This window comes from Geobacillus sp. Manikaran-105 (assembly GCF_002809955.1).
Taxonomy (GTDB): Bacteria; Bacillota; Bacilli; order Bacillales; family Anoxybacillaceae; genus Geobacillus; species Geobacillus thermophilus.
Window position 1 is genome coordinate 37,157 of sequence record NZ_PIJG01000008.1, and the last position, 12,455, is coordinate 49,611.

16 protein-coding genes and 1 pseudogene are annotated in these 12,455 nt (G+C 53.1%); 10 read left to right on the top strand and 7 right to left on the bottom strand.

The annotated features are described in order from the left end of the window. Positions 1–15: 15 nt before the first annotated feature. On the bottom strand, positions 16–876 hold the full coding sequence (locus CV945_RS04080) for an AraC family transcriptional regulator (RefSeq protein WP_100659192.1): 861 nt from the start codon (positions 874–876) through the stop codon (positions 16–18). 127 nt (positions 877–1,003) lie between these two features. Here CV945_RS04080 and CV945_RS04085 point away from each other — a divergent pair, with 127 nt between their 5' ends. Further along, entirely contained in the window at positions 1,004–2,356 is a 1,353-nt protein-coding gene (locus CV945_RS04085; protein WP_100659193.1) for an MATE family efflux transporter, read from the top strand. Between the two features lie 40 nt (positions 2,357–2,396). Here the strand turns inward: CV945_RS04085 and asnB are convergent, their stop codons facing one another. Next, the gene (asnB, locus tag CV945_RS04090) at positions 2,397–4,244 is read right to left on the bottom strand and encodes an asparagine synthase (glutamine-hydrolyzing) (RefSeq protein ID WP_100659194.1); all 1,848 of its coding nucleotides are present in this window, start codon (positions 4,242–4,244) and stop codon (positions 2,397–2,399) included. Positions 4,245–4,508: 264 nt separating this feature from the next. Here asnB and CV945_RS04095 point away from each other — a divergent pair, with 264 nt between their 5' ends. Then, a complete protein-coding gene (locus CV945_RS04095; RefSeq protein WP_033024823.1) occupies positions 4,509–5,057 on the top strand; it encodes a DUF2777 domain-containing protein in 549 nt (182 codons plus the stop codon). 39 nt (positions 5,058–5,096) lie between these two features. Here the strand turns inward: CV945_RS04095 and CV945_RS04100 are convergent, their stop codons facing one another. Together CV945_RS04100 and CV945_RS04105 are read right to left on the bottom strand one after the other, a co-directional pair. Further along, the gene (locus CV945_RS04100; RefSeq protein ID WP_025950975.1) at positions 5,097–5,450 is read right to left on the bottom strand and encodes a YisL family protein; all 354 of its coding nucleotides are present in this window, start codon (positions 5,448–5,450) and stop codon (positions 5,097–5,099) included. Positions 5,451–5,594: 144 nt separating this feature from the next. Further along, complete coding sequence (locus CV945_RS04105) at positions 5,595–6,497, bottom strand: fumarylacetoacetate hydrolase family protein (RefSeq protein ID WP_100659195.1); 903 nt, start codon at positions 6,495–6,497, stop codon at positions 5,595–5,597. Between the two features lie 300 nt (positions 6,498–6,797). On the opposite strand from CV945_RS04105, the gene CV945_RS04110 reads away from it, so the two are divergent. Continuing rightward, entirely contained in the window at positions 6,798–6,980 is a 183-nt protein-coding gene (locus CV945_RS04110) for an aspartyl-phosphate phosphatase Spo0E family protein (protein WP_080706486.1), read from the top strand. Positions 6,981–6,990: 10 nt separating this feature from the next. Here the strand turns inward: CV945_RS04110 and CV945_RS04115 are convergent, their stop codons facing one another. The 3 genes and pseudogenes from CV945_RS04115 to CV945_RS04125 form a co-directional block, all read right to left on the bottom strand. Continuing rightward, positions 6,991–8,157, bottom strand: a complete 1,167-nt coding sequence (locus tag CV945_RS04115; protein WP_100659196.1) for a DUF418 domain-containing protein — start codon at positions 8,155–8,157, stop codon at positions 6,991–6,993. 137 nt (positions 8,158–8,294) lie between these two features. After that, positions 8,295–9,496: pseudogene (locus tag CV945_RS04120) on the bottom strand (AMP-binding protein). A gap of 98 nt (positions 9,497–9,594) precedes the next feature. Further along, positions 9,595–9,819, bottom strand: a complete 225-nt coding sequence (locus tag CV945_RS04125; RefSeq protein ID WP_033011658.1) for a spore germination protein — start codon at positions 9,817–9,819, stop codon at positions 9,595–9,597. A gap of 144 nt (positions 9,820–9,963) precedes the next feature. Here CV945_RS04125 and CV945_RS04130 point away from each other — a divergent pair, with 144 nt between their 5' ends. The 7 genes from CV945_RS04130 (at position 9,964) to CV945_RS04165 (ending at position 12,450) form a co-directional block, all read left to right on the top strand. Continuing rightward, positions 9,964–10,188, top strand: coding sequence for a spore germination protein (locus CV945_RS04130; RefSeq protein ID WP_033011656.1), 225 nt, complete (start codon positions 9,964–9,966; stop codon positions 10,186–10,188). A 70-nt stretch (positions 10,189–10,258) separates the two neighbouring features. Then, positions 10,259–10,480 carry a spore germination protein gene (locus tag CV945_RS04135; RefSeq protein WP_100659197.1) on the top strand — a complete coding sequence of 74 codons (222 nt, stop codon included), beginning with the start codon at positions 10,259–10,261 and terminating at the stop codon, positions 10,478–10,480. A gap of 15 nt (positions 10,481–10,495) precedes the next feature. Continuing rightward, entirely contained in the window at positions 10,496–10,720 is a 225-nt protein-coding gene (locus CV945_RS04140; RefSeq protein ID WP_100659198.1) for a spore germination protein GerPB, read from the top strand. 83 nt (positions 10,721–10,803) lie between these two features. Beyond that, positions 10,804–11,406, top strand: a complete 603-nt coding sequence (gerPC, locus tag CV945_RS04145; RefSeq protein ID WP_033011650.1) for a spore germination protein GerPC — start codon at positions 10,804–10,806, stop codon at positions 11,404–11,406. Beyond that, positions 11,403–11,594 carry a hypothetical protein gene (locus tag CV945_RS04150; RefSeq protein WP_033011648.1) on the top strand — a complete coding sequence of 64 codons (192 nt, stop codon included), beginning with the start codon at positions 11,403–11,405 and terminating at the stop codon, positions 11,592–11,594. The genes gerPC and CV945_RS04150 overlap by 4 nt, the downstream gene beginning before the upstream one ends. Continuing rightward, positions 11,591–11,977 (top strand): spore germination protein GerPE, encoded by a 387-nt coding sequence (locus CV945_RS04155; RefSeq protein ID WP_100659199.1) that lies wholly within the window; start codon positions 11,591–11,593, stop codon positions 11,975–11,977. The genes CV945_RS04150 and CV945_RS04155 overlap by 4 nt, the downstream gene beginning before the upstream one ends. A gap of 251 nt (positions 11,978–12,228) precedes the next feature. Continuing rightward, on the top strand, positions 12,229–12,450 hold the full coding sequence (locus CV945_RS04165) for a spore germination protein (protein ID WP_033011644.1): 222 nt from the start codon (positions 12,229–12,231) through the stop codon (positions 12,448–12,450). Positions 12,451–12,455: the final 5 nt, after the last annotated feature.

A 12,455-nucleotide genomic window follows, 5' to 3' on the forward strand; every position in this document is an offset into this window, starting at 1 on the left:
TTCGCTGCGCCGGTTTTATGTACGCCTAGCCATGCGCCGGTATTCGGTCGGGGTCATCCCTTCCATCTTTTTGAATACACGCGAAAAATACGCGCCATCATCAATGCCGACCCGCTTGGCAACCGCCTCGACTGTTTCATTCGTTTCCGCAAGCCATTGCTTGGCTTTCGACAGGCGGTAATACGTCAAATAACGGCTAAATCCCATGCCCATCGTTTTTTGCATACAGCGGGTGATGTAATCGGGATGAAAACGGAGCCCTTTCGCAAGCATTTCGAGCGTAATCGGCTCGTTGAAATGTCGTTCGATGTACGCCACCGCCGCCGCACTGACTTGTTCCGCTGCACTTGGGACGGACAGCTCCTGCTTTTGCAAGTGCCAAAGAAATTCCACAAACAAAAGCAGCTGTCGGAGCGGCCGGTCCATATCCCGCTCCACGTTCGGCTCGACAAGTTGGGCGAGCAGCTGTTCGGCGCGCTCCCGTTGTTTCAGCTCCCCATATTGACGGATCGAAAGCCGGTATTGGATTGGCTCAGTGTACGTCGCCTCTTTTTCCATCACCGTTTGCCGGCTCGCCGGGCAGTCCGGAGCAACCGTGTAGTCCGGCAGCAAAAAGTGCAGCCAAACAAGCTCCGTTTTCTCTTCACACGGGCGGTGTCCGTAATGTTCGCGGCCGGGGATCAACAGCAAATATTGCCCGCTGCCGATGGCAAACTCGCGCCCGTTTTCCGTCATATACAAACAGCCTTGTTTCACATACAGCAAGTCAAATACGGTAAACGTGCGGCGAAAATGCCGTTTTCCTTTTGGAAATACGCTTTCCGCCCCTTTAATAAACACCGGCAGCGGCGGCAACGAAAACGTGATATAGTCCATCGTCGTCCCCTCTTTCCTTGTCGGAAAAATGCAAGTGAAATCGCTTCTTTCTCTTTCCATTATGCAGCAAACTAGCTAAACTGAGTATATCGTTCAAGTCGGAATTTGAAAAAGGAGTTGTCTCAATATGCGCCAAGAGGCAAAAACATGGTCACTGTTCTCGTTAACGTGGCCGATTTTTATTGAAACGTTGCTTTATATGGTCATGGGCAACGCTGATACACTTATGCTCAGCCAGTACTCGGATCATGCGGTCGCCGCCGTCGGGGTGGCGAACCAAATCATCGCGTTAACGATCGTGCTGTTCAACTTCGTTGCCTTGGCGACCGCCGTACTTGTCACCCAATATTTAGGTGCCCGGCGGGAACAAGAGGCCATTGACGTGTCGCGCGTATCCCTTGCCGCCAATTTGCTGTTTGGGTTGCTGCTAAGCGCCGTTCTCGCCGCGTTTAGCCGGCCGATTTTGCGGCTGATGGGGCTGCCGGCTGAACTGTTTGACGAGGGGAGCAGCTATTTGGCGATTGTCGGCGGGTTTTTGTTCATCCAAGCGCTGATGATGACGGTCGGCGCCATCTTAAAAAGCTACGGCTTTACGCGCGATACGATGTATGTCACGATCGGCATGAATGTACTCAATGTCATCGGAAACTACTTCCTTATTTTCGGCTCATTTGCTCTTCCTCCTCTTGGGGCGGAAGGAGCTGCTATTTCAACAGCAGCCAGCCGGTTGGCCGGCTTTGTTGTGCTCGTTGCCTTATTGCGCAAACGAACAGGTATTGCACTCGCGCCGCGTGCCTTTTGCGCCCTGCCGTTTCGCCACTTTCGTTCGCTATTGAAAATCGGTGTGCCGTCAGCCGGCGAGCACCTTTCCTACAATACAGCGCAAATGGTGATCACCTATTTGATTACGTGGCTGGGCGCCGAGGCGCTAACGGTACGAGTGTATACGCAAAACATTATGATGTTCGTCTTTTTGTTCGGCATCGCCATCAGCCAAGGAACGCAAATCCTTGTCGGCCATTTTGTTGGCGCCGGGCGGTATGAGGAAGCGTACGCCCGTTGTTTAAAAAGTTTGTACAGCGCCATTGGCATGTCCGTGTTGCTTGCTACAGCCGCCTATTGGTTCGCCGAACCGCTGCTCTCCTTCTTTACTGATGACGCGTCGATGATTGGGCTTGGGCGCAAACTGTTGCTTTTAACCATCATCCTTGAGCCGGGGCGGTCGTTTAATCTCGTCATCATCGGCTCGTTGCGGGCAGCCGGAGATGTGCAATTTCCGGTCTATATGGGCATTTTGTCGATGTGGGGCGTCGGGGTCACAGTGGCATACATCTTCGGCATTGCCCTTGGGTTTGGCCTTGTCGGCATTTGGCTGTCGTTCATCGCCGACGAATGGTTGCGCGGACTGTTGATGCTTTGGCGCTGGCGGTCGCGCGTCTGGATGAAAAAAACGATGGTGCCACAAGCAAAAATGGCGTAGCGCCGCCAAATCGAATAAGAGCTGCGCGTAGGCGCAGCTCTTATTCTTTAATGCGAATGCCGTAATGATCAAACCAAACGTGCACTTGGCCAAGGTAAGCGAGCAGCTGCGGACCGGTCATGAGCTGCCCAAACCACGGCACTTGGAACGACTTCCCTTCTGTTTCAATGAGCGCCAACAATTTTTCCCGGTCGAAAAACTCGTGCAAAACCGAAGAGCGGTCATGGAGCAACTGCTCAAGCCATTGCTTGACAAGTTTCGTATATAGAGGATGGTGCGTTTTCGGATATGGGCTTTTTTTCCGGTAGAGCACCTCTTCGGGAAGCAATCCCTCGAGCGCTTTTCGCAAAAGGCCTTTTTCTCGTCCTCCATACATTTTCATATCCCACGGAATGTTCCAAACGTATTCGACAATGCGATGGTCAGCGAACGGCACGCGCACTTCCAAGCTTGCTCCCATGCTCATCCGGTCTTTCCGGTCAAGCAGTGTCGTCATAAACCAAATCATATTTAAGTAAAACAGCTCACGCCGCTTCGCCTCCTCGGCGCTTTCCCCCTCGAGACGCGGCACTTCAGCAAGCGTTTGTTCATAACGCATTTGCACATAGTCGTCAAGGCGAAGCTTTTGCCGCCACTCATCTTTTAATAGACCCATGCGCGCGTCGACCGAACGCATCCACGGAAATCCTTTGCGCGCCAAATCGTCCGGGCGATGAAACCATGGATAGCCGCCGAAAATTTCATCGGCGCACTCCCCTGATAAGCTGACGACAAACTGGTTGCGAATTTGTTTGCAAAACCAAAGAAGCGACGAATCGACATCAGCCATGCCCGGAACGTCGCGAACGATGACGGCTTCATGCAAATGGCGGAACAGTTCTTCTTGCGTGATCACGCAGCGATGATGAACCGTTTGAAATTGGTTTGACACCTGTTCGATAAATGGTGCATCGGTGTTTGGCTGAAAATCGTTTGCCCGGAAATACTGATCGTTTCCTTCATAATCGATCGAGTACGTATGAAGCGGCCCTTTTCCAGCTGTCGCAAAGGCATTGGCGGCAATCGCCGTAATGGCGCTCGAATCGACCCCGCCAGAAAGGAAGGTGCAGACCGGCACATCGGAAATGAGTTGGCGCGTGACCGCATCCGTCAATAGAAAGCGCAGCTTTTCGACCGTTTCCTCGAATGAATCGCGATGGACGTCGCTTTCGACATTCCAATACCGCCAAATGCGAAGCCCGTTGCGTGAGAAAGTCAACGCGTGCGCGGGGCGCAATTCTTGGATGCCGCAAAACACGCCGTGCCCCGGCGTGCGCGACGGCCCCAGCCCGAATACTTCCGCCAAGCCTTCATAATTGACTTCCGCTTTCACATCCGGATGGGCCAAAATCGCCTTGATCTCAGATCCGAACAAAAGCTCCTTGGCATCTTGGCGATAAAACAGCGGTTTGACCCCGAGCCGGTCGCGCGCCATAAATAGCTGCTCCCGTTCTTCATCCCAAACGGCAAAGGCAAAAATGCCGTTGAGCCAGTCAACACATTGTTCTTTCCATTCGATATAAGCGGCGAGCAGCACTTCCGTATCGGAGTGGCCGTCAAACCGGTAACCTTTATGCAACAGCTCCTTCCGGATGTCTTCCGTATTGTACAGCTCGCCATTGTAAACGATTGTGTAACGCCGTCCGTTTTTGTTCCGGATCATCGGTTGTTTGCCGCCAGCCGGGTCAACCACAACGAGCCGCTTATGCCCGAACGCGGCATGGACGTCAAGCCATGTATTTGTATCATCCGGCCCGCGTTTCGCGAGCGTCTCTGTCATCTCGGCAATCGTTTTCCGCTCACGGCGCAAATCGCGCCCGAAATGCACCCAGCCAGTAATGCCACACATACGAACCAATCCTTTCCTTATCAAAATGACAGGCAACTGTTCTTCGCCGAACTGTTCGCATTGTTCTTTGGATCGCCCGTTCTTTTTTCTTGCGGATCTCGTGGGCTGCCGCCATTTTCCCCAAGGCGCTAGCCCTCCCCGCATCGGCATGATTCCATTTTATGCACCACGGGTCATTTCGATGAATTGTCCGATGTCAACAATAACGTGAATAAACGGACAAAAAGGTGGAAAAAAAGAGAAGTACAAGGAGGATGAGAGACATTGAATATTGAAGAGCGCCTGCAGTGCATTGCTGAACAGCCGCGGGCTTACGTGCAAGGAACAGCGGAGTTTGTCAACAATGAATGGGTGTTTTTTGATGAGGAAGCAGAGGAAGCGGCGTTAGTCGAGGAGATGGCCCAGCAAGGGATTGAACTGTTCCGCTATGGGCATTGGCTGTCCGGACGGTGGCAGGAAAACGGCACGATCGCGACCGACCTCGGCATCTTCCCCCTCACTGACGGCGACCGCATCCGCTTCCGCAAACAGCTGACATACGCGTACCGGCAATGGCTTGCCTCGCTTCCCAATCCGTCCTTTTTTCAATACGTCCAATGGCTGAACCATCTTGGGTTTTCGCTTTACGACTGCCTGTACTGCTACAACGGCTTATTGTTTGCCAAATCATCCGGCGTCAATTTTATGATCTATGACAATACAGAGCAAATCGCCAGCGTCCATCATTACTATGAACGCGGGCCGATGCCGGCCGACCGATTTGAAATAACATTCAACAGCGGCGAACGGGCGATTTGCGCCCAAATAGGCTGAGGACAAAAGCGGCAACCAATAGAAGGCTGCCGCTTCGCTTTAGAATAAGTCAAAACCAAGTGGCAGCAGCAGGCCAAGGAACAGCGTCACCACAAGGGCAATGACCCATTGCGTCCATCCTGCCGCCGCGCTTTTTCCTTTTTTTACAGCTGCTAAAACCATTTCCATCGCTCCGATCACCCACAGCCCGGCAAGCGCTTTTAGCCAATAAAGCGCGGATATCGAAGCAATGCTATGCAGCAAAAGCCCCCCCGTCGCGATCGTGAGAATGTAAAACAGCCGCAACACCATTTGCACGATCTTGGCTTTGCCCGCCCCTTGCCGCTCCATCGACACCGCAAGGAAAAACAAAACAATCGTGATGAGCCAGCTCGTAATATGGGCATGCGTCAACATCCATCCCTCCAACCATTCCTTGTTCCTTCCCATCATAGCACGGCGGGCGGACGGTTGACAAACTTCACGAAAACGAAAGACGCCCTTTCTTTCAAGAGGACGCCTTTTGAGCATCAATGGGGGCTTCCTCACTTTCGCCGTTTACTCTCCCACTTTGTTGCGCAACATGCCGATGCCTTCCACCGTCACCTCAATGACATCACCCGTCTGCAAAAAACGCGGCGGGTTCATCCCTTTGCCGACTCCAGCCGGAGTTCCTGTCGCAATGATGTCGCCCGGCTCAAGCGTAATGCCTTTGGAGATCGTCTCGATGATCGATTCAATGGAAAAAATCAACTGTTTCGTGCTCGCGCGCTGGCGCACTTCCCCGTTCACCCGCGTTTCAATGCGCAAGTCATTAGGATTCGGGACAAAACGGCGCGGCACAATCCATGGCCCCATTGGGCAAAATGTATCCAGGCTTTTGCCGAGAAAATATTGTTGGTGCCGCTCCTGCAAATCTCTTGCCGTCACATCATTGATAATCGTATATCCAAACACATAATCAAGCGCCTCTTCCCGGCGGATCGCCCGCCCTTGTTTGCCGATAATCACCGCCAGCTCCCCTTCATAGTCCATTTCATCCGTGACATCGGCATGGCGCAAAATCGTTTCCTCATGGCCAATGACCGTTGTCGGCGCTTTCGTGAAGACGATCAAATGCTCCGGCACATCGGCGCCGCCGAGCTCCAGCGCGTGATCAACATAGTTTTTTCCAATGCAAAAAATGTTTTTCGCCGGCCGTGGGATCGGGGCCAAAAGACGGACATCGTTGAGGCGATAAACGTACTCCCGCGTCGGATGGCCTAGCGCCCAGTCAATCACTTTTTGCGCCCGTACGAGAAACTCCTCCCCTTGGGCAATCGCTTCAACCATCGTCGTCGGCATCGTCTCCGTTCCATCCATCGCCCGTTCGGCGCGGCGCAAATGAACCGCCCGGTCGTCTCCTTGCGGCACGGCTCCAACAAACGTTTCTCCATCGAAAAGTGCGGTGATCAGTTTCATCGTGCCTCTCTCCCTTTCTTTGTTATGTAGCGGACGCTTCGTGAACTCTTCTCTTCCACCCGTCTTCGTCATTTTGGCGCGTTGAGGATGATATTCGCCATCGAGGCGAAAAAGTCCTGCTTTTGTAGAATTTTGTCTAAATTAGGAAATTTATCACTTATTTTCCCGAATCGCTTCCTTTTTTCGTCGGGATATGTATAATAATGTTTAGTTTCCACTAGGGCGTCGATTGCGACTTTCGTCATGCAACAAACGTCTTGCATCGACGCGGCATGCCTCAACCAACATTTCAAACGATTGATGGTGAAGGAAATGGTTCTGTTGCAAATTGAAGAAAAACGACAACAAATGATTGAATTGGCGCTCACGTATGGGTTCACGGCCAAAGAGACGATCGAATGCAGCCAAGAGCTTGACCAATTGATCAACCAATATTTGCAGCACACGAGAATGTTGGAATCGCCTTCCCCGTCCGTTCAGTAAGCGGGGGTTTTTATTGCCCCGGCCGGCGGCGAAACGGCGGCCGCGTTCCGTATGTCCCCCACCTCCACATCCACTCAACCGGACCATAATGAAAACGCGCAAACCAAAAGCGGCTTATCCACACTTGAGTCGCATACAAAGCAAACGCAATCAACATCTCCTGCCATGCGCTTGTTCGTCCGTACCACCCAAGCCCATAACCATAAAACAGCGACGTGCAAACGAGCGATTGCGCGAGATAATGAGTGAGCGACATTTTGCCAACGTCTTGCCACCACCGCCAAGCGCGCTGCCAACTTCGTTTCCCGCAGACGAACACGGCGGCCGCCGCGTAGAACACCGCCAATGCGGCGCCTCCAAAGCTGTTTTGGATGTACATGGTCAAGTCGTTGACCCCAGCCCAATACGGAATGGTTTTCAGCGCTAAACCAAAACATAGCGCCCACCTCATCAGGCGGCGCAGCTTGGCGGGCGAGTGACGGTCGGGTTCAAGCCAACGTTTGCAAGAGGCATAGCCGCCGAGGAAACAAAAGGGCAATACGGTCAACACCGTAAACAGCAGCCCGCCATCGCTGTTGACATAGGCCCAGTCATGCCAACGTTGCCAAAACACATCACCAAACGTTCCGCTTTGATAATGACGAACCGCTGCGGCCGCCTCAGCCTCGTGGCCGCCAACTGGTTTCGTTCCTCCTGTCCACATGCTGAGGGCCATTAGCAGCACCATAAGGCCGTGAAAAAGAAGAAAGACAGCGACAGCCGCCGTCCGCCACCAATGCGGCGGGGCGGCGAACAAGAAAAACATGATGAATCCGGCGACCGCATAGGGGATTAAAATATCGCCAAACCAAAGGCCAAACGCATGAACCATGCCGATCCCAAGCAAAAGAAAGAAGCGGCGCAACAGAATCGGAATCGGCCGCTTTCCGCGGCTGCTGATCCGGCGGAACATGGTCATCGCCCCGAACCCGAATAAAAACGCAAACAACGGATAGGCGCTCGCTTCAAACAATACGTCGACGACCGCGTCCAAAACTCGGTCAAAAGCACCGCCCTTGACGCTTTCGTCGTATAACGCTGGCGAGGAAACATAACGCATGTTGACAAGCAAAATGCCGAGCAAGGCGAATCCACGCAACACATCCGCCGCGGCGATTCGCTCGGTCGATCTGATCATCGCTTTCTCCCTTCTTTCTACTGCCTAGTCGTCTGCGCAATCGGCGGCGCCTTACCGCCTTGCCGGCACGCCCGCCGCCTTATTCATTTCATTCGGCGCGCTCTCCTCTGTCCGTCTGAAGACACATGCCTGTATCATCAGTTGACATAGCGACCCGATTTTCCGATTGCATCCCAATATTGGCGGCGCAAGTGTACTTTCTGAATTTTTCCGGAGGCTGTTTTCGGCAGCTCATCAACAAACGTAACACCCGTAATGGCTTTGAAATGGGCTAGTTTTTCCCGTGAGAAGGCAATCAGCTCTTCCTCTGTCACATTGTGCCCTGGTCGGACGACGACAAACGCATGCGGCGTTTCGCCCCATTTTTCGTGCGGCGCGGCAATGACCGCTGCCTCGAGCACAGCAGGATGTTCATAAAGCGCCCCTTCGACTTCAATCGACGAAATATTTTCTCCTCCGCTAATAATAATATCCTTTTTCCGGTCGACGATATCAATATGCCCGTATTCATCGACGGTCGCCATATCGCCGGTATGCAGCCACCCGTCACGGATCGTTGCGGCGGTTGCTTCTTCGTTTTTCCAATATCCTTTCATGACGCCATGGCTGCGGACGATCACTTCTCCAATCGTTCGGCCGTCCGCCGGCACTTCCTCGCCGTTGTCATTCACCACCTTCACTTCGCAGCCGATCATCGGATAGCCGGCTTTTGCCTTGATCCGCTGCTTTTGCTCCACAGGCAGTCCGTCAAGCTGCGGACGAATGAGCGAAATCGTGCTGAGCGGAGATGATTCGGTCATGCCGTACACCTGGATAAACTCCCAGCCGAGCTTTTCCTCAACGCGTGCGATAAACGCCGGCGGCGGTGCGGAACCGGCGCTGACGACTGGGCGGCGAGCCATTCATCGTAAGCGATTTCATCAATCACCGCCTCTGTTTTATGGTGGACAATGATCTCCTCGACCGTTTCAAGCTTGTTTTTGACTGGTGCAATCAGCCCATACAGCTCCTGATCCACAAACAACACTTTCGTTTCGCTATGATTCAAAATAAAAACGTAATCATCCGGTTTCAGCCGCGTATTCAGCGGCACCATCACCCCTCCCACCTCAAATACACCGTAAAACCCTTCCAGCATTTCCAGCGTGTTCGGCGCGAGATACGCCACGCGATCCCCTTTGCGGATGCCGAGCTCACGCAACCCATTGGCGAGCCTCCGCACTCGTTCGCCAAGCTGACTGTATGTCACCGTCCGTCCGGAACAAATCATCGCCGGCTTGTCCCCGTACAAAGCGACAGCGCGGTCTAAAAAATGGGTCAGAACAAGCGGTGCGTTCATTCTCCCATCCCCCAAGCTTATATTTTAGAAAATTCATAATTATATTATAGATGAAGATGGACAAAAGAAAAAGACGGTCTTTTTGGTCATTCGGCCGTCTAATTGTTCCCTTTCGCTCCAGCGTCGAACACATCCGGGTCCACTGTATTGGTGACGCTGCAAAACGTATTCGTCTGCAAAAACTCGCCCGTATTGCCGCCGCCGGCGCCTGAATTCGTCTTTGAGGTGCTTTTGGGAGCGATTTGCAGCACGTCGCCCATGTTCACCGTGCCGTTGCCGCCTACACTCGTCACTTTAATCCCGCCGATGACGATCGCTGGCATCGGTTGTCCCTTCCTTTCCATTCCTTCTCATTAGCATATGCTGACAACTTAACCGCCGATTGGACATCCGCCCCGCGTTGAACCAGTTACGTGTTTTTTTCATACAATATGCTATAACAATGGGAACAAAAGGAGGGGGCGCGAGTGCCTTCGTTTATCAGCGGACCGATTAAAATCACTCATGTGAGCGGAGATGGCACGGTCAATTTTGGCGATGTTTTGCAAATCGCCCCAAAGAGTACGTCCAAATCGCACACCGGCTCTGGGGGAAGCAACAACGGTGATTTCCTGCAAACGAACACATTTGTCAGCTTTACCAACACCGGCGATCCGGATATGATAGACGCGAACAACGCCGCGAACAATTAGGGCGAACGTCAGCCGGCTTGCGCCCATACACTATAGCAGCAACTGCGAAGCTGGGAAAGGAGCATGCCCCATGCCGGCTTTTGTCGGAACCGTGAAACTGAATAGCATCGGAAGCAGCGGCGTGTTCCATATCGGCGACGTGTTTGCGATTTCCCCGCAAAGCGTGACCAAAACGTTCGCCGGCGCCGGCTCGTTCAACACCGGCGACGGGCTTCATGTCTACAACTATTACAGCAATACGAATACGAATGACGCCGATGTCGCCGATGAAAATGTCGTCGGGAACGTATGAAGGAGGAGAAGGAGGTTGAATGTTTACATCAGCCAAAGCATTTGCATCCATCAATTGCGGATTGGCTCCGTCACCAACTCATCCGTTTTGCAAATCGGCAGCGCCGGCAGCATCCAAGCATTGTCAACGCTTGCCAACACCGGCAGTTTCACTGGCCCGGCTTCGCAAGCGACCGTGCCGCTTGGCACCGCCGCCCAGCCGTCCGCTCCTCTCGTTCCTCTCCATTCGGCCACCCGCTAAATGCAGAGAAAAAAAGTGATGAGGACGACAGGCCGTCCATATATTGAAGTAAGAGGGGAATGTAGAGAGGATGATGGTGCACCATGAGTATATACGACTATTTCGTCCAACTGCGCCGCTATTTATTATGGCAGACAAACAAAGTACGGACACTCGAACGACGTCTTTCCGTTCTCGAAGCCCGGCTGCGGGAGCTGGAATCGCAGCCGCGCACTACGATCGAGCGGATTGAATACAAATTTGACCAGCTGAAAGTGGAAACGCTCGAAGGAACGCTCAATATCGGCATCGCCCCACCGGGGGCCGGCGGCACCATCGAAGATTTCGCTGTCGAACCGGTGAAAACCGTCGTCCCAAAGCCGGAGCCGGTGTTGATGCGCCCGATTCAGGAAAAAGTAGCCGCCTACTTAAACAGTGAGGCGGCAGAAACATTGAAGCGGCTTGAGCAGCAATACAACCGCCGCCTTGATGATACGTACCGGCAGTTTATTTTGCAAGATATCGCCCGACAGACGGATGAACGCATCCGCTTTTATTTGCAAGAGAAAGCAAACCAAGGCTATGTTCCCGCGGGCGATCGCGATGAAACGGTCGAAAACGAGATCTTCCAAAAAGTGAAAGCGGATATTGAACAATCGCTCGACGCGTTTTTGAAACACTTGCCTTCAGGGGAGGAATCAACGTGAATTATACCGTCATTAACCGCGACGTGCATGTCGGGGACATCCGCTTGACAGCCGTCGCCAGCGCCTCGCTGTTTTTAATCGGCGATGCTGATGTGATCAACTTATCGTCTGCGTTTGATACGCCGCCGGAATCGCTCATCATCGGCCCGTTTGTCCCGCTCGTGCCGGCTCGGGGTGGGGCATCGTGAAACGGACATCGATCGTTCAGGCGCTCCATGCCGAAACGTTGATTATTAGCTCTGTGCTGCAAATCGGCGACTCTGAACGGATTTCCGCCCGCACACGCGCTTTAGCCGTGCAGCGGCAATACGAGCTGTTTTTCGGGCCAGAAGGGGAACAAATATTCCCGATTTTTACCAAGCCGATTCCACGCTGGTCTTCCCCGCCGCCGGTTGCATCACAACAGACGCTCCACGAATCCCCGGTCATTTCCGTCCGGTCGATCCGCGTGCTAGGGATCTCCTCTTCGGCCGTTGTCCACATCGGCTCAACCTCCATCGCTGAAGGCGAAGCGCGCATCAAACATATCCGCCAGCTGGCCGGCCCGATGCCGTCAGCAGCAGATATATAGAGGCAACGAGGAAGTTTAACATGTCCCCTGACGGAAAAACGGTTTGCCCCTTTTCGACTGTCGAGGGAAAGCCACAGGCTTCTCCGTCACGCCTTGGCGTGACGGAGGACCGAACAACCGCCTGCTTCACAGACCTATATAATGGGTCTGGAAGTGGCGTTGTTCGGTCGCCCGACAGTCGATCAAATACTCGGTAAAAGTTGCAAATGGTAAATCTTCAAATTGCATCTATATAGAAAGGAAGAGCTGTAATGCCTTCATTCGTCGGTCCGATCAAAATCAACAGCGTCGGCAGCGGCGCGGTCGTGCAAATGGGCGACTGCTTGTATATCGCACCAAAAGTCGCCACGAAAACGCAGGCTGGATCCGGCGGGTTCAACACCGGCGACTTTATCATGACAAACAACGCAATCAGCTTTACAAATGCGTTTGATCCCGATGTATCTGACCAAAACGTGGCCGCCAACAACTAAATGGG